Origin of the sequence: Pseudoflavonifractor sp. An44, from assembly GCF_002161675.1 — a bacterium.
GTDB classification, from domain to species: domain Bacteria; phylum Bacillota; class Clostridia; order Oscillospirales; family Oscillospiraceae; genus Enterenecus; species Enterenecus faecium.
This window is the reverse complement of the sequence record NZ_NFIH01000015.1, coordinates 1-17,896: the sequence shown is the minus strand read 5'-3', so window position 1 is coordinate 17,896 and position 17,896 is coordinate 1. Positions and strand designations below refer to the sequence as shown.

Genomic DNA, 17,896 nt, shown 5'->3' with positions numbered 1-17,896 from the left:
TAGATCCAAAGCCTGTTTCTGCGTACATACAGAAAGCACTTCCTTGACAAGTGGGAAAAACAGGCGTATAGTTAACTCGAAAGTTAGCATAAGCTAACCTCGGTTGAAAGCCTAAGTTATTCGCCCATGCGCATTCCGTTTTTGCAGCATGAAGGGATGAGAGAGAAGGGAAGATTGGTATGTCAGAAGCATTGACGCCATTTCAAATTCAGCTGTTGCTGTACTATCTGGAGGCAGAGCCGTCCAAGCGTACGGTCACCGATTCTGCCAGAAGCCTGGGGGTAGGGAAATGGGCCATTACCCGTGCCATGGATGCCATGGAGAAACAGGGAATTGTAGAACGGCTGGAACACCGCAAAACGGCCCTCACCGTACCTGGAATCAAGCTGGCGGAGCAATACAGACGTAAATTCTGTGTTTTTCATCGATATATGCAGTACCTAGATGTCCCATTAAGTCAAATTCGAGAAAATGCGCTGCAGGGGCTGGCAGCGGGGTTTTCTGACGCATTTATGGATCGGCTCTCCGAACAGGAGAGCCGTATGGAAATCAAAGAACACTTTACAGGCCGTCAACGATTTCATGGCGGCGAAATTTGTGACCTTCTGGAAGACGGAAGCTACCACTTTCCGTTTATCATCTATCGAGAGCAGATGAAAAATCACAGCAATATCTCTATGGCAAATCAAGGTTTCGAGCATCCCTGCGAGCTGATGGTAAAGGATCACCAGGGATTGGTATATCTGACCATCAAAACGGTGTCCGCTCAGTCTATATCCAGCGGGAAACAGATGGAGGGACGGATTCAGAAGCTGCAATATCTATGCGACGGGGAATTTCGGGACGGTGGAATGGACGGACGCTACATATATTTCCCAGCAACTGCGCTACAGTTTATCTCTATGGGGAAAGGTCGTGACACGTTGCTTCATGGGAGCGTGTGCCTGAAGATGCAGTGCAGTGTGGGGGAAATGCATATGCCAGAGAGTACAGCAGTATTCACTGTGTTCATCCATTAAACACGGTGTTGCCCGAAAGATAGAAATTTTCTGTTGCACAGTTGCTCCAATCTTGATTTCTTTGTGGCTAAAGGATTTCAGGCGTTTTCTAATGGGGAAAAGATAGGTTTGTAGCAGAAGTGCAACAAAATATTCATTGACTACACTGGAAACAATGGATATACTATGCGTGCTTTAGGAAATGTTTGAGGTCCAAAGAGAAGAATATATATGGCGATTTACAGATCGACGAAATCCGGCTCCTTGTGGAGTTATTTTTTGGCCTGGCAGTTAGTTTCGGCTAATCGATTGCCTGGTGAACAGTCTAACATACCTAAGGTGGAAGGTGCTGTATCATGTGAATAGAAATAGGAGGTGGTTTGATCCCGAATTGCCGTGTCAGCGGCTTTCTTTTTGTATAGTGGTTAGCGATTGCTAACAAGAGATCGTCAGTTTTTTCTTAGGAAAGAGAGGGGTTGCTTCTATGTGGATTGGAATGCGTATGGCCAAGCAGGGCACATCTGCCGTTTTGGCAGCAGCTATGGTAGCCAGCCTGGGTAGCAATTATGGATTTGCGGACACTGTCCATGAGATAACCTACCCAGAAGGCTCCAGAGTTGTTCAGCGACTGGATGCGCCTGTGGAAGACGGGGTATACACCGCTTCCTTGAACTTAATGAATGCAAACAGTAGTGGACAGTACTCGATGGGAAACGCAGCACTTCGAGGCAGTGAATCGTTTCTGCAAAAACATCCCGACGACACCCAATACCAGGCGCTCTTGGTAGTGGAGCAGGGTACAGCCACTGCAATCGTAGAGTTTATGCCTATGGGGTATATTGGGCAGTATGGCTTTATGATGGAGTTGGAATCTGTCCAGGCAGAAGTTTTAACGAAATACGGGTATCCCGACGACAATTTCTGTACATACACTTCTGCAGAGCTGTTGACCCAACACCGAACACAAGATGGGAGCGTCGTGTATGATGCCTATAACAATCCAGAATCTGAAATGGTGTATGATGGGTCTAATCCTGATACCATGACACGACCGGCTGGATTTGGGCATGATGAACCTCGATTGATTGACATTGACAACCTGCCCTATCAGCATATGATGGCCTTGGATGTGACTCCCGTTGTGGTGGCCAATCAGTCCGGTGAGTTTGACATTCCGCAGACTAGCAGCGAGTTCACAGTCAACAATGCAGCCTATGTGCACGTATTTGTTCCCATTATGTTCTCTATCAGTCCCACATCTGGAGACCAGTATGCCAGACTACAAGTGGATTGGAGCAGTCTTACTGAGGTGGAAAATGCTCAGGAAAATGTAAGTTATCAGCTTTGGAAGGCTAAGAATATTGCCAAAGGGAATTATACGGAAAGCTCCTATCAGGCTTTGCAGGAAACCATCGAAGATGTGAGTGGTAAACTCACCAATATATGGCCCGATTCCACGCTGGAGATGTCGGGAGCTGGCTTCCAGGCAGTTCCTGTGCTGAATCAGAAGGAATTTACGGTTCAGGAGCAGCAGGACATGGCCTCTGCTATTGCTGCTGCTATAAGCGAATTGGAAGAAAAAGGAGATAAGACATCCCTCCGTGCCCTCATCGAGAAAGCGGATGTTTGCCAAGAGTCTCAATATACCCCTGAAACATGGGAACCCTTCCAGGTTGCGCTGGCTGCAGCAAAACAAGTGGAGCGGGACGACAATGCAGGTGTCTCCGAAGTTACGCGTGCTGTGAGTGAGCTAGGAAACGCGTTGGAGGCTTTGGTGAAGCGCGCCAATACTGACGAGTTGAAAACTATTCTGGAACAGGCGAGTGTTCTGAAGAATGAAGGATATACGCAGGCTACTTGGAGCGCATTGCAACAGGCCATTGACCACGCTCAGCGTGTGCTGGACAACGCCAATGCCACACAAAGTGAGGTGGATGCCCAAGTTCAGGCACTGCAAACCGCTATGGATAACCTGAGAAAAGAGGGGGAGTTGGATCGACATACCCTGGAGGATGGGGTCTACTCTGTTTACGGTGAAATGTTCAAGACAAACCAAACGGATTACTCCATGTCCAATGATGCCATCCACCATACCTTGAAGCTCACCGTGGAAGACGGTAAGTACTATCTGACAATGGATTTTCAAGGTCTTTCTTATCTGAATCAATATGGGTATCTGGCGGAACTGGCCTATTATGAAAATGGCTATCAATACGGCGCTTATGGTGATTTGCAGGGAACTGTGGTGCCTGCAACCGTGTTGTCCACACAGAAAAATCCAGATGGAACGGATATTGTGGATGAATTCAATCAGGCGGGTGGGATTTATGCTGGAAAACTTTATCCAGATCAAATCAAATTCCCCCTGGTATCGGATGCTCTGGAGGATGAGCAGGGATTCGTGCCGCTTCAGGTATTTGTTCCGGTCATGGAGGACATCTCCGCTGGATCTGGTACTCAGGATGTATTACTGAAGTTGGACTGGTCTACCTTGAAAAAGACCACCGAGGATGATCCTAACTTCCAGCCGGAAGAACCTGTGGAACAGTCCCCCGCCGTCAACGTCACCGACACCACCACCGGCATCAAGGTAGAGGCTGACAAAGGTGTGTTTCCTGAGGGCGTCCAGCAGGTGGTGACCCAGATTACCTCCGGGGAAGTCTACGAAAAGGCTGCTGAGCTGCTTGCCGATGTGGGCAAGAAGTTCCGCCTGTTCGAGATCCATTTTGAGCTGAATGGTGTTGAGGTTCAGCCCAACGGTGTGGTCACCGTGTACTACCCCATTCCCGAAGGATATGATGCTGACAAGGTGGTTTTGTATCGAATCAATGAGGACGGAACCAAGACCCTGGTTAAGGGTACTGTGGAGAATGGCTACTATAAGGTGCTGACCAAGACCTTCATCACCTACGCGCTGGTGGAGCAGGGCAGCACCATCACGGATGCGGAAAACAGCGCAAATGTGAATGGCAATCCCGACACCGGTGATCGTGCAAACGTAGCTCCCTTTGTAGTGTTGACTCTGTCCTGTGTCGGACTGATGGGGATTCTGCTTGCCAGAAAAAAAGAACAATGATATAGGGAGATTGATGTTATGAAGAATACCGCGAGAAAAGCTGTTCGAGGGCTTTGCGGTATGGTGGCAATGCTCGCCCTTGCGGCGAGCATTGTTTCCATGCCTGCATCGGCAGCTTCCCACGGCATATATACTGCCACCGCTACCGCCCACTACCGGCATCCAACCACAGGAGTCATCGAAGACTCTGGCGGAGAGAATTCTGCAGTACTAGGTCAGTCCATGACAGAAAGTGCTACCAATAAAAAGGCTCTGGTAGAGGTAGATGCAAGTGGTAACACATGGATCACCGTTCGCTTAAATCTAATGGACAACATTCAATCACCCAAGTTTCAGGTGGATGGACATTCCGTTTCTGCCAGTCTGATGCAAGAAGACTATGGCAGCAATACTGCAGATTTTCGCTTGAGAGCCAACAGCGAGAAATCTATCATCCGCTGCAATATGTATGTGACCCCCATGGGCCGTGAGGTCATCTTTTACATTACCGTGGGCAATCTGAAGTCCGGTTCTGGGGATTTTGTTACCAGCATCTCGGTGGAACAGCCCAAACCGACCCCTGCCCCTGCAGCAACCCCGGTGCCCACCAAGGCTCCGGTGGCATCCACGCCTGCGCCCGCCAAGACCCCGGTGACGACACAATCGCCTGCGTCTGAGGCTACAGCTGTACCTTCCGCTACCCCGGAGCCGTCTCCCACTACAGACCCAGAGGCCCAGTCCAGTGCCAGCGGCCTGGAGGAATTTGACGCCTCGGGCAACGCTGTGGAGGAAACCCAGGCTCCTGAAAACACCGACTCCTCCTCCGGCTCTCCCGTTCTCTGGTGGGTCATTGGAGGGCTGGTGGTCATCGCAGCTGTGGGCGGCGGCGTGTGGTACGTCTTCTTTGTAAGAAAGGGCAAGCATCCCTTTGGTAAGAAGTGAGGGAAGGAGCCGAGTATGAAACCAAGAAGACTTCTGTCTCTCTGCTTGGCGGGAATGCTGGCCCTGTCCGCCATCGGCTGTGTCAACCAACATCCGGAGCAGACTGCAGATGACGGTTCAGACCAGGTACGTATTGTAGCAACCTCACCCGCTGCGGTGGACATCTGCGACAAGCTGGAACTGGATCTGGTGGGTGTGTGCTCCTCCACTCTGAGTACCATTCCCGAACGATATCAGGATGTGACCACTGTAGGGACGGCTATGAGTCCGGATTTGGAAATTCTCAAATCTTTGAACCCGGACTATGTGATTTCCCCCAACAGCCTGCAAAGCGATTTGCAGCCCAAATATGCCTCCATTGAAGTCAACTCCCTGTTTCTCAATCTGCGCAGCGTGGAGGGAATGTATGCCTCCATCGAGGGACTGGGGGAGAAGTTTGACCGGGAGGAACAGGCCCAGGCTCTGGTGGAGGAATACCAGCAGTTTATGGAGGAGTACCGAAGCCAAAATGAGGGGAAAGAATCCCCCACGGTGCTGGTGCTCATGGGTCTGCCTGGCTCCTACATTGTGGCCACGGAAAGTAGCTATGTGGGCAACCTGGTCAAACTGGCCGGTGGGGTCAACGTCTATGGAGATGGGGACGGCCAGGAATTCCTCACCGCCAACACCGAGGACATGAAGACCAAGGAACCAGATATCATTCTCCGGGCAGCCCATGCTCTGCCCGAAGACGTGGTGGAGATGTTCCAGGATGAATTTGAAACCAACGATATCTGGAAGCACTTTGAGGCGGTGCAGGAGGGGCGTGTCTACGACTTGCCCTATGACCTGTTCGGCATGAGTGCCAAGTTCAACTACCCCGATGCGCTGGAAGAGCTGCAGCCGCTGCTCTACGGCGAGGGAATAAAGCAAAATCCATAAGGGAGGCAAGATCATGACAACAACCAAACAGACGTGGTTCAAGCGTGGCTTGGCCATGTCCTTGGCTTCGGCCCTCACGTTGGGCCTGGCCACACCTCCGGTGTGGGCGGCTTCTCCGTCCACTCCAGAATTTGAAACCAATGCCACTTACCAGGTGGATGTCCAGATGCGCAAGCCTGACGAGGAAGGCGGATGGAACAGCAGTTTCTACAGCCATCTTCAGCGCACGGCCACTGTGACCACAGATTCCGATGGCAATCCCACCTTGGAGCTCCGGTTCCCTGAAGTGGTCGTCTGGGCAGACGACTATGAGACATCGGAGACCCAGTGGGTTACTGGCGTGCAGGTTTATGAAAAGGATAGCACCGACCCTGTTGCACTGGAATTTAATGAGGTGTCCTTCACGGAAGGATATTATACCATTCGTGGCGAAGCCACATTTGTGCTGCCCTACTGGGACAGTAATGAGTACACAGGTACTGTGACCCTCAACAACGAGACCCAGAGTGACATGGTGCTCACGGTGGACTGGTCCACGCTGGAGCAGGTGCTGCCTGAGGCAGCAGTTCCGGAGATCACCCCCAGTGGAGCAGATTTTGAAACCTCCCAGGAGGTCACCATTACCTGTGACACTCCGGGGGCAACCATTCTCTACACCACCGACGGCAGTGACCCGTCCTATTCTTCCGGCTATCAGACGGGAGAGGTGTACAGCGAGCCCTTTACAGTAACCAGAACCACCACCGTCAAGGCGATTGCCTACGTTCCGGGTGAATATGATCCCAGCGCTGTAGCTTCTGCCACCTTTACCCGTACCACCATGCCTGAACTGGTGCCTGGCCAAGAGTATGCGGTAACCATCTCGGTGGACGACCCTCAATGGGAGCTGACCAGCTATGTACACACTCAGGCTGTGGTCACTGCAGACCAGAATGGAAGTCTGACCATGAAACTGACCTATCTCCAGGATTGGCAGGGGAACAAGGTCTCTGCTCTGAGCATGTATCAGGTAGAGAATTCGGACGACCCACAAGACCTAACAGCTTTGGAGATTGTTCCCGCGTCTGGAGAAGTGGGATATAAAACCATCAGCGGCATTTCCAACATTGTACTGCCCTATTATGGTGTAAAGCAGAACTATTCCGGAACTTATCAGCTGAGTAATGGAACTTACGGCACATACACATTGTCTGTGCAGTGGGACACTGCCCACCAACAGACTGCCTCTGTGGCCACACCGGTCATCTCCCCCAACGAAGGCTCTATTTATGAGGAGACAGAGGTGACCATCACCTGTGATACCCCGGATGCCACCATCTACTACACCCTGGACGGCACCACACCCACCCAGGAGAGCACCCAGTACACTGGCCCCTTTACCATTAACCAGACGACCACGGTCAAAGCCATTGCAGTAAAAGATGGTATGGGAAGTAGCTTTGAGGCTACTGCTACCTACACCTGGAGTTTGCTGGGCCAGTTCACCGGTGCCGAGATCCAGCCCAAGGATGGATACACCACCCTCACCCTGAATACTGAGGATACCCGTTACGGTGATGCCATTTGGAGTGACCAGATGTCCAGCCCTCAGTATTTTGTCCGGGTTACCCAGGGGGACCGGGAGGAGAAGTTTGTCTATAACGGCGGCGTGGGCGGCTTTGCCCTCAAGCGGGTTGATGATGGCGTGCAGATGCTGCTCAACTTCGATTCTGAGACTTGGGATCTTTCCCAGCCCATTGCCCTGGACGTAGTGATGGAGGGTTCCAGCACCAAGCACGTGGTGCTGGATGCCAGCAACCTCGACGAAGTTACCTTGACTCAAGAGGATCAGTCTGCCGATGCAACTGGTGGTGCGCAAATTTCTGCCAGTGAAATGAAGCCGGGGCAGACGTACACCGCCACCTTCCAAGCCTTCCGCATTGACGATGGGGTCACTGAGTCCATGCTGGCTGGCTTCTTTGATCCCTATGTGGAAATCAAGGTGGCCCAGGACGGTACTCTCACCGCCTCCTTTTACAACACCGTGTTCGCTCACTCCATGCTGGACTTTGCCATTCAGAGCAGTGATGGCACCTGGAAGGGCGCCATCACCGACGGCTCCCGTGTCCCTGAGACGGACGCTTCCGGGAAAGTGGTAGCCGCTGTGTACACCTTGCCCATCTCCGCATTGGACAGTGGTTATATGGTGGGTGCAGTCAATGTACAGGCTATGGGCGGCTCTGAGGCTATGAACGGCATGTATGATCGATACACCCAGGTGAAGCTGGTATTTGACACCACCGTCACCGAGGGCTTTGAGGGCTTCCAGATCAAAAACTCCGGCTTCACCCAGGCTAAGCTTATCAACCGGGCGCTGATGACCGTGACTGGTCTGGACATGGACGGAGATGGCTATGTCACCACGCAAGAGCTCAACGACTTCCGATTTGCGGAAGGTAGGAAGAGCCTGGATTTGAGTTCCAGCACCCTGATGAACGCCTACGGCGTCTTTGATCCGTTCAAGATTCAAGATATTTCATGGCTTGCTGATTTGGGGGACAAGTCCCTGGAAAGCATTAACTTTAACGGCAACAGCATTTCTGAAATTCATGATGAGTTCCTGGGCTTTACCCAGCTCACCAGCCTAAACCTGTCCGCCAACTGTATTTCCACCATTGATGACGATGCCTTCTCCCAGCTTTCCTCCCTGAAGGATATGAAGCTGGCCAGCAACCTGCTTACTGTCATCAACGACAAACTATTTGACGGCCTCAGCCAGGTAGGTGCCGGGGAAGACGAGTACATTCTGGATTTGGAGAATAACCGGATCTCCTCCATTGCTGCCGGTGCCTTTGATGATATGGAACATGTCACTGGTCTGTATCTGGCTCGCAACCAGCTGGTGAAGCTCAACGCCAATGCACTGCCTCAGCGGGAGACCTTTACCTGGCTGTCTCTCACCGACAACCAACTCATCCAGGTTCCTGAGGGGATCAACCAGATGTCTGGCATTACCGACTTGTACCTCAACCAAAATGATATTGCTCAGTTGGGCAGCGATTTGGATGGGATGCTTGCCCTGGAGACCCTGAATCTCAGCGATAACCTGCTGGAGGAGGTCCCGGCCAGTCTGGTAGAGACCAATCCCGCCCTCTCCTCTCTGGATCTGTCTAAGAATAGTTTGCGTACCCTGCCTACTCCGTTGCTGGCCAAGGTAGCGGAAGGAGGCTATGGATTTGCCAGCGCCTTTGAGTACAACTCTGTGGACCTGTCTACCTGTGATCTCAGCGGCTTTACCCAGGAGCAGATTGCAACCATTCAAGAGGCCGCAGGAGAATATCCCTCCAAGCATCACCTGGGGCTCACCCTGGAGGTGGGGGAGGGCACCTTGAGCTATCAGTCTCAGTTGTCCGCCTTCGATTATTACTATTGGGCTTTGTGCAAGGGCGGCTATGTGTCTTGGGAAATCGAAGACAAGCTGCAAGAAGTGTTGGGCAAAACCTCCATTGACACCGTGGAGGAGCTGCTAAAGTTCCAGGCTGTGGATTTGCCCGACTTCTCTCAAGAGTCTATCAAGGGCTCCATTCTCACAGATAAGACCGGTACTGTGGATGCCTTCACCGTGCGCACCGATGTACAGGAGCTTCGCAACGGCACCTGGTACACCCTCAGCACCACACAGGTCAGCCAGGATGAGGATGCTTGCTCCGGCACCTTCCAGCAGGAGGGAATTACCCCTGAAGGCCGTTACCGTTTGGTCAAGACAGTGACTGGCACCAAGGCAGAACATCGCATTGTGGTTTATTCCGGCACCGGAACCGGGGAAACTCCGGATCAGGATGTGCTGGAGGATGGCATCTATTCTGTAAAGGTGGACATGTACCAGACTGACCGCAGCAAGCTGTCCATGTCCAACAATGCCATCAACCACACTGTAAAGCTGGAAGTGGTAGACGGTGTCTATTATGTGACCCTGGACTTCAAGGGCATGGCCATTGATAATCGCTTTGGCTACCTGTCCACCCTGTCCTACTACGATGAGGGCTATGTGTACAGCCAGTATGGCAGACCCCAGGGAGATCTGGTGTTGGCCGAGGTGCTCTCCACACAGAAGAATGCCGACGGCAGTGATGTCATCGACCAATACAACGATGCCAACCACCTATATCCCGACCAGGTGCGCATTCGCCTGGTGTCCACCGCCATTGCTGACCGGGACGGCTTTGTGCCCCTGCATGTCTTCGTGCCCATTATGGAGGCCATCAGCGCCGGTACTGGTGATCAGGATGTGTTGATGAAAGTTGACTGGTCTAGTCTGGAGAAGACCACGGAGGATGACCCTGACTTCCAGCCGGAAGAGCCGGTGGAGCAGTCTCCTGCTGTGAATTATACGGATGAGAAGACCGGTGTCACCGTCTGGGCTGACAAGGGAGTGTTCCCTGCAGGCGTGGGCTTTGAGATTACGCCCATAACCTCCGGCAGCGAGTATTCTTCCGCTGCCTACGCTCTCCAGGAGGTTGGGAAGAAGTTCAAGCTCTACCAGGTGAAATTTGTGGATGCCAATGGGGAGCAGGTGGTACCCAATGGAACGGTCTCCATTGGTTTCCCCATTCCGAATGGATATGCGGACCAACAAGTAGCTGTGTATCGCATGGCAACGGACAATAAAGTGCTGGTTCGTGGTAGTTTGAGAGATGACTATTATACGGTCATAACCAAATCTGCCGGAGCCTATGCACTGGTGGAAAAAGGCAGCACCATCACCGATGCGGAAAACACTGCTCAGGTGGGTGACGTCCCCCAGACCGGAGATTCCGCCCAGTTGCTTCCTCTGGTGGGAGTGATGATGAGCTGCGGCCTAGCTCTGGCAGGATGCACCGTATACGCTGCCCGTAAACGCAAGGGCTGATACCACAGTAAAGGCCGGGATGCCGTACTTCGACATCCCGGCCCTGCCTGCTTTATCTCATGGAAGGAGGTCTACTCGTCTTGATCAGCCGAAAAAAGATCATCGGCTCTTTTGTGGGAACGGCTGTGCTGCTGGTTGGGCTGTTTCTCTTTGCAGTCAACACCGGCAGCTTGAAGGTCACCCCTGTGGAGCTGTTCCGAGGACTCTTTGTGGCCTACAATGAAAACGTGGCCACCATTTTTGACTTGCGATTTCCCCGTATTTTCATTGCCATGTTCGGCGGAGCTGTTATGGCGGTGTCCGGCGTGCTGCTGCAGGCGGTGCTGAAAAACCCGCTGGCGGACCCCGGCATCATTGGCATCAGCTCCGGTGCCAGCCTGGTGGCGGTGCTCATCACCGCCTTTTTCCCCGCACTCTACTTTTTTACTCCGCTGTTTGCCTTTCTGGGGGGGATGCTTGCCTTTTTCCTGGTGTACTCCCTGTCCTGGAAGGGCGGGCTGTCCCCGCTGCGTATCATTTTGGTGGGCGTGGCGGTGAATGCCATGTTCTCCGGCCTCATGAGTGCCTTCAACTCCGGCACCGGAAGCAACTATTCCGGGGTGGCCAGCATTGTCAACGCCAATATTACCATGAAGACATGGAGCGACCTGCAAACCCTGCTCCTCTACGGGTTGGTGGGGCTGATTGCCTCGTTCTTTGTGCTGGGGCAGTGCAACCTGCTGGCCCTGGAAGATAAAACCGCCCGAAGCCTGGGGGTCAATGTGAATCGGAGCCGAATCATGATCTCAGTCATTGCCGTGTTGCTGGCGGGGATTGCTACCGCTGTCATCGGCCCCATCAGCTTCCTGGGTTTGATTGTCCCCCACATTGCCCGGCTTCTGGTGGGCAGCAACCATAAAATTCTGGTGCCCTACACCATCCTGTTGGGAGCATTCACCCTGCTGCTGGCTGACACGGTGGGGCGTACCATTGCCGCACCCTATGAGATCAGTGCATCGGTGATCATGTCTGTGGTGGGTGGCCCGTTCTTTATCATTTTGCTGAGGAGGTCCAGACAGAGCTATGGTCAGTGATATTTTTACCGTCAAAAACCTATCCTTTGCATACGGAAAGCACCAAGTGCTCCAGGGACTGGACATTTCCCTCCGTGAGGGGAAAATTACCACTCTGATTGGCGCTAATGGCTGTGGCAAATCCACCCTGTTCAACCTGATGACCAAAAATCTGAAACCAGACCAGGGGGAAATCCAGTTCCGGGGGCAGGACATCGCCCATCTTCGTCTGAAGGACTTTGCCAAAGAGGTGGCCATCGTCCACCAGTACAACACCGCACCCCCAGACCTGACTGTGGAGAAGCTGGTGGGGTATGGTCGCACCCCCTATCATACCCTGGGTCTGTCCGGCGACCCCCAGCAGGACGAGGAGAAGATCCGCTGGGCTCTGGAGATCACCCACACGGTCAAACACAAGGACAAGCCGGTGGCAGAGCTGTCCGGCGGCCAGAAGCAGCGGGTGTGGATTGCCATGGCCCTGGCCCAGGATACCAAGGTGCTTTTTTTGGACGAGCCCACCACCTATCTGGATGTGCGCTACCAGCTCCAAATCCTCAAACTGATTCAAAAATTAAATCGGGAGTACGGCATTACCATTGTGATGGTGCTCCACGACATCAACCAGTCCCTCTATTACAGCGATGAAATTGTGGCCATGAAGGGCGGAAAAATCATGGCTCAGGGGGTACCGGAGTGCATTTTGACCGGAGAACTGGTCAAAGAGGTGTATGACGTGGACTTGACCATCCAGAGCGTGGACGGAAAGCCCTTTGTGATTCCGGTGTAGGGAGGAAAGGGGAGGCCTTCTATGAAAGTGAAACGACTGTTTTTTCTGGTGCTGGGCTGTGTCTGTCTGGGGCTGGGGTGCATTGGCGTTGTGCTGCCCATACTGCCCACAGTGCCGTTTTTCCTGGTCACCGTATTCTGCTTTGCAAAAAGCTCCCAGAGACTTCATAGCTGGTTTGTGGGGACGCAGCTTTATCAAAAGCATCTGGACTCCTTTGTGAAGAAAAAGGGCATGACAGTACAGACAAAGGTTGGCATCATGGTGCCTGTGACCCTGCTGATGGGGGTTGGTATCTTTATGATGCTACGAGGTGGAATTGTGATTCCCAGTATTATTTTGGCCATTGTCTGGGTGTGCCATGTTATCTACTTTGTCTTTGGAGTGAAAACCATCGTGTCAAAATCAGATAGTAGGGTCAAATGAATTCATCTGTGCAACGCCTTGACAATCTATAATGCGATGTGGTAATGTATTTCCTGTGGTTAGCGGTGGCTAACCCACTTGCAGGCAATAGCGTTACACCGTACAGCGGATTCATATAGATTCTTTTCCGCTTTGATGTAGTCCGCATTTTGTGAAAGGAGAACGTCATGACAAATTATAAGCAGTGGGAAGGTTTTGAAGGCCGTATCTGGAAGGAAGAGGTCAATACCCGTGACTTTATCCAGAAAAACTATAAGCCTTATGATGGGGACGAGGCTTTTCTTGTTGGCCCTACTGAGGCGACAAACAAGTTGTGGGATGCCTTGCAGGCCTTGCAGAAACAAGAGCGAGCCAAGGGTGGCGTGCTGGATATGGAGACCGAGGTTGTCTCTGGCCTGACTGCATATGGCCCCGGGTACATTGATCCTGAACTCAAGGACTTGGAGCAGGTGGTTGGTTTGCAAACTGACAAACCACTCAAGCGTGCATTTATGCCTTATGGTGGCATCAAGATGGCAGAACAGGCTTGTACCACCTACGGCTATACCCCCAGCGAAAAGCTGCATGAGATTTTCACCCAGTATGCCCGTACCCATAACCAGGCGGTGTTTGATGCATATACCCCTGAAATGAAGAAGGCCCGGCATAGCCACATCGTCACGGGTTTGCCTGACACCTACGGCCGTGGCCGTATTGTGGGAGATTACCGCCGTGTGGCGCTGTATGGCATTGATTTCTTGGTCCAGGAAAAGCAAAAAGATCTGGCCAACTGCGGCGACGGCACGATGTTGGATGACGTGATCCGGCAGCGTGAGGAGATTGCACTGCAAATCCATGCGCTGAAGGGTATGAAAGACATGGCCGCCGCATACGGCTATGACATCTCCCAGCCTGCCGCCAATGCCAAAGAGGCCGTCCAATGGCTGTATTTCGGCTATCTGGCCGCAATCAAAACGCAGAATGGTGCGGCTATGAGTGTGGGCCGTATCTCTACGTTCTTGGATATTTACATTCAGCGGGACATGGAGCGGGGCGTTCTCACGGAACGTGAGGCCCAGGAACTCATTGATCATCTGGTTATGAAGTTCCGTATGGTCAAGTTTGCACGGATTCCCAGCTACAATCAGCTGTTTAGTGGTGATCCGGTGTGGGCCACTCTGGAAGTGGGTGGCATTGGCATGGATGGCCGTTCCATGGTCACCAAGACAGACTTCCGTTTCCTGCATACGCTGGAAAACATGGGGCCTGCTCCCGAGCCCAACATGACGGTCCTGTACTCTTCTGCATTGCCCAAAGCATTCAAAGATTATGCTGCTCGTGTCTCCATTGATACCTCCTCGGTCCAGTACGAGAATGACGACGTGATGAAGCCGGTTTGGGGAGACGACTACTCCATCTGCTGCTGTGTGTCTGCCACGCAGACTGGCAAGGAGATGCAGTTCTTTGGGGCTCGTGCCAACTTGGCCAAGTGCCTGCTGTACGCCATCAACGGTGGCATGGACGAAAAGCTGGAGGAACAGGTGGGCCCGGCCTACGCCCCCATCACCAGTGAGTATCTGGACTATCAAGAGGTCATGCAGAAATACGACGTGATGATGGACTGGTTGGCTGGTCTGTACGTCAACATTCTCAATCTCATTCAGTACATGCATGATAAGTATTACTATGAAGCGGCTGAGATGGCCCTCATTGACACAGAAGTGCGCCGTACCTTTGCCACGGGCATTGCTGGTTTCAGTCATGTGGTTGATTCCCTGAGTGCGATTAAGTATGCCAAGGTCAAGTGTATCCGCAATGAAAAGGGATTGGTGACCGACTACGAGGTGGAGGGTGACTTCCCCAAGTACGGCAACGACGATGACCGTGCGGATGACATTGCCGTTGAGCTGCTGCGTAGCTTCCTGGAGAAGATCAAGCGCCGCCACACCTATCGCAATTCTGAGGCAACTACCTCCATTCTGACCATCACCTCCAATGTGGTGTACGGCAAAGCTACCGGTGCCATGCCGGACGGACGCAAGGCCTACACGCCCTTTGCTCCCGGAGGCAACCCCAGCTATGGGGCTGAAACCAATGGCCTGCTGGCCTCCTTGAACTCGGTGGCTAAGCTGCCCTACCACTGGGCGTTGGATGGAATCTCCAACACCCAGACCATCAGCCCTGAGGCGCTGGGTCACAGTGAGCAGGAGCGGGTGGAGAATCTGGTTCAGGTCATGGATGGATATTTTGACCAAGGTGCCCATCACTTGAACGTCAATGTGTTCGGTGTGGAAAAGCTGATGGATGCCATGGAGCATCCTGAGAAGGAAGAGTACAGCAACTTCACCATCCGGGTATCGGGATATGCAGTCAAGTTCATCGATCTGACCCGTGAGCAACAGATGGATGTGATTGCCCGCACTTGCCACAAGGTCATGTAATCTGATAAAATGATTTTGAAACCCGCGGCTGCTTGTGCGGCCGCGGGTTTTTCACACAACGATGTATAGGAAGGAGTGGACTACTATGGCACAAGATGAACGGATTGGATATGTCCATTCTGTTGAAACATTTGGTTTGGTGGATGGGCCAGGAGTTCGATATGTGATTTTTATGCAAGGATGTGCCATGCGCTGCCAATACTGTCATAATCCTGAAACCTGGACCTTTACCCAAAGCAATGGGAAAACGCCCCAGGAAGCCTTTGATGCGGCATACCGTTATCGGAATTACTGGCGTAACAACGGTGGCCTGACTATCAGCGGAGGTGAACCTCTCTTGCAGATGGACTTTGTCAGCGAGGTGTTCCGTTTAGCCCATGACAAAGGGATTCACACGGCACTGGACACCAGCGGACAGCCGTTTTCTCCTGACAATGCCCGTTGGATGGCCCGGTTCGATGCATTGTTGGAGCATACAAGCCTGGTGATTTTGGATTTGAAGGAAATGGACAACCAAAAGCATCGTGCCCTGACCGGTCACGACAACACGAATATTCTGGAAATGGCACAATACATTGCCAGAAAAGGAATTCCCCTTTGGATTCGCCATGTACTGGTTCCCGGCCTGACAGATGATACCGAAGGCCTTCGTCGTCTGAATGCGTTTATCAGGGCATTGCCTACCGTGCGACGGGTAGAAATTTTGCCTTACCACACCTTGGGTACGTTTAAATGGCAGAACCTAAACATCCCATATTCTTTGGATGGTGTCCGGGTCCCAACTGAAGAAGAAATTCAGGCCGCTGAGGAACTTTTGCATGTGAGAGAATACCAGGATGCACCCAAACGGTGAGCTTGAAATGGGTTGATGCGTAGACGTGTACCGTGTAAATGCATCCTCTGAACTAATACTCAGTTAGAATGAGTTCTTCTGGGCGGTCCACCATGAACCACCCCTGGGTCCAGCAGATGAGCGCAGCTCCCCCTTGGTGGAGAGCTGCGCTTTTTGCGGCCTTATCGGACGGTGTATAGATTGGAGGTAGAGCTACCGTTGGCTCGATGCCTAGGCGTCTTCTCCAGATATCCGTGCTGCTCCAAATCATGAAGCGCCCGCTTCACCGTGGAGCGGGACAGCTTCATGTCCGAAGCAAGGGTGTTGATACCCGGCCAGCATTTGCTTTGCGGCACGGAGTTCTTGGGTCAACTCGTTACTCTGGGATATAAAAATGTCAGGATCAATGAGGCCCTGTTCCTTCAGCGTGGCCAACATTTGATTCTGACTGGAAAGTTCGGATATTTGATGGTTAAGTTCCATGATATTTTCACTCCAGAGCATACGACGCTGGAGGATAGACTGGAGGGAGTTGAGCATCGGCGTAAGGATGATATCTCTGTGATGGTTCAGCTTGTAGTAGAACCGGAGAAATGCTTCACGGATTTCCGTATCAGGAACCTGTGTTACCGGACAGCTCTGGGCATCCCTGCTATGCTTTCTGCATGTCCAAAATAGTTTCCCATGGCTGACCTTTTTCCGGAAGGATGTTCCGCATAGGCCACAGAAGATCTTTTGATCAAAGGGGGAAGTATTGCGGGGCAGAGCTTCTCGTTTGGCCCGCTGTTGAAGGAGTGCCTGAGCTGCGTGAAAAACTTCCTTTGCAATGATTGCGGGGTGTGTGGACTCTGCATAGTACATATCTTTTTCTCCGTGATTTCGTACTACCACGGGAGGAAAGGTGTCTGTCATGTATTTCTTTTGCCATATCCATCAAATGGTTTTGACACGAAATGACAGCAAGAGGAGGCGAACTGCCTTACTGCATGGGGAATAGATTCGTAGTTAGATACAATCAATTCGCTTGCTGGGGCCCCGAGACTTTGGTACAATAAAGATTAAATTGAGAGACTATGAGATACTCAAAAATAAATTGCGAGGTACCCCATGTGAAAGTAAATTTCTATGAACAAGTCGATGACGAACTGCTACGGTTTGCGGTGATCATAGCCCGACACAACGGGAAGTGGGTGTTTTGTAAACACCGGGAGAGAGACACCTATGAACTTCCTGGTGGCCACCGAGAACCGGGAGAGCAAATTCTGGACACTGCCAGAAGAGAGTTGCAGGAGGAGACGGGAGCCATCGAGTTTTCCTTACACCCTGTCTGTGTGTATTCGGTAATCGGCAAAAATCGAGTGAATTGAGCCCTTCCCGAAAAAACGGACAGGAAAATACCAGAAAAAACAGAATGAATCTCTGAGTTTCTGCGGGATACTCGTTTATGCTGCCTGAGGCGAGGAGGCTTGCCTCAAACTGCGTTGGAGACAGCCAACCCAGTGCAGAATGTGGCCGGACAGTGTTGTAGAAGGCCTCCATATAGGCGAATACATCAGCCTGGGCGCTGGCCCGGGTGGG

The 17,896-nt window shown here is 52.1% G+C and carries 13 protein-coding genes; 11 read left to right on the top strand and 2 right to left on the bottom strand.

The window, feature by feature from the left end; translation table 11 throughout:
* Positions 1–179: 179 nt before the first annotated feature.
* The 10 genes from B5F98_RS08205 (at position 180) to pflA (ending at position 16,339) form a co-directional block, all read left to right on the top strand.
* The gene (locus B5F98_RS08205; RefSeq protein ID WP_087371319.1) at positions 180–1,019 is read left to right on the top strand and encodes a hypothetical protein; all 840 of its coding nucleotides are present in this window, start codon (positions 180–182) and stop codon (positions 1,017–1,019) included.
* A gap of 475 nt (positions 1,020–1,494) precedes the next feature.
* Positions 1,495–4,074: an NEAT domain-containing protein gene (locus B5F98_RS08200; protein ID WP_158099818.1), complete on the top strand. Its 2,580-nt coding sequence runs from the start codon at positions 1,495–1,497 to the stop codon at positions 4,072–4,074.
* A gap of 18 nt (positions 4,075–4,092) precedes the next feature.
* A complete protein-coding gene (locus B5F98_RS08195) occupies positions 4,093–4,995 on the top strand; it encodes a heme-binding Shp domain-containing protein (RefSeq protein WP_087371312.1) in 903 nt (300 codons plus the stop codon).
* 15 nt (positions 4,996–5,010) lie between these two features.
* Positions 5,011–5,916: a heme ABC transporter substrate-binding protein IsdE gene (isdE, locus tag B5F98_RS08190; RefSeq protein WP_087371308.1), complete on the top strand. Its 906-nt coding sequence runs from the start codon at positions 5,011–5,013 to the stop codon at positions 5,914–5,916.
* 13 nt (positions 5,917–5,929) lie between these two features.
* Positions 5,930–10,804 carry a chitobiase/beta-hexosaminidase C-terminal domain-containing protein gene (locus tag B5F98_RS08185; RefSeq protein ID WP_087371305.1) on the top strand — a complete coding sequence of 1,625 codons (4,875 nt, stop codon included), beginning with the start codon at positions 5,930–5,932 and terminating at the stop codon, positions 10,802–10,804.
* A 59-nt stretch (positions 10,805–10,863) separates the two neighbouring features.
* Complete coding sequence (locus B5F98_RS08180; protein ID WP_087371302.1) at positions 10,864–11,877, top strand: iron ABC transporter permease; 1,014 nt, start codon at positions 10,864–10,866, stop codon at positions 11,875–11,877.
* A complete protein-coding gene (locus B5F98_RS08175) occupies positions 11,867–12,643 on the top strand; it encodes an ABC transporter ATP-binding protein (RefSeq protein ID WP_087371299.1) in 777 nt (258 codons plus the stop codon). Before B5F98_RS08180 ends, B5F98_RS08175 begins: the two co-directional genes overlap by 11 nt.
* A 21-nt stretch (positions 12,644–12,664) precedes the next feature.
* Positions 12,665–13,066 carry a YbaN family protein gene (locus B5F98_RS08170; protein ID WP_087371296.1) on the top strand — a complete coding sequence of 134 codons (402 nt, stop codon included), beginning with the start codon at positions 12,665–12,667 and terminating at the stop codon, positions 13,064–13,066.
* A 167-nt stretch (positions 13,067–13,233) separates the two neighbouring features.
* Positions 13,234–15,486 carry a formate C-acetyltransferase gene (gene pflB / locus B5F98_RS08165; protein ID WP_087371293.1) on the top strand — a complete coding sequence of 751 codons (2,253 nt, stop codon included), beginning with the start codon at positions 13,234–13,236 and terminating at the stop codon, positions 15,484–15,486.
* 85 nt (positions 15,487–15,571) lie between these two features.
* On the top strand, positions 15,572–16,339 hold the full coding sequence (gene pflA / locus B5F98_RS08160; RefSeq protein ID WP_087371289.1) for a pyruvate formate-lyase-activating protein: 768 nt from the start codon (positions 15,572–15,574) through the stop codon (positions 16,337–16,339).
* 161 nt (positions 16,340–16,500) lie between these two features.
* Here pflA and B5F98_RS08155 read toward each other — a convergent pair whose 3' ends face one another.
* Positions 16,501–16,626 (bottom strand): helix-turn-helix domain-containing protein, encoded by a 126-nt coding sequence (locus tag B5F98_RS08155; protein WP_087371286.1) that lies wholly within the window; start codon positions 16,624–16,626, stop codon positions 16,501–16,503.
* Positions 16,586–17,179, bottom strand: a complete 594-nt coding sequence (locus B5F98_RS08150) for a zinc ribbon domain-containing protein (RefSeq protein ID WP_158099817.1) — start codon at positions 17,177–17,179, stop codon at positions 16,586–16,588. Before B5F98_RS08150 ends, B5F98_RS08155 begins: the two co-directional genes overlap by 41 nt.
* Before the next feature lie 212 nt (positions 17,180–17,391).
* Between B5F98_RS08150 and B5F98_RS08145 the strand changes: the two genes are divergently transcribed.
* Positions 17,392–17,685, top strand: coding sequence for an NUDIX domain-containing protein (locus tag B5F98_RS08145; protein WP_087371280.1), 294 nt, complete (start codon positions 17,392–17,394; stop codon positions 17,683–17,685).
* Positions 17,686–17,896: the final 211 nt, after the last annotated feature.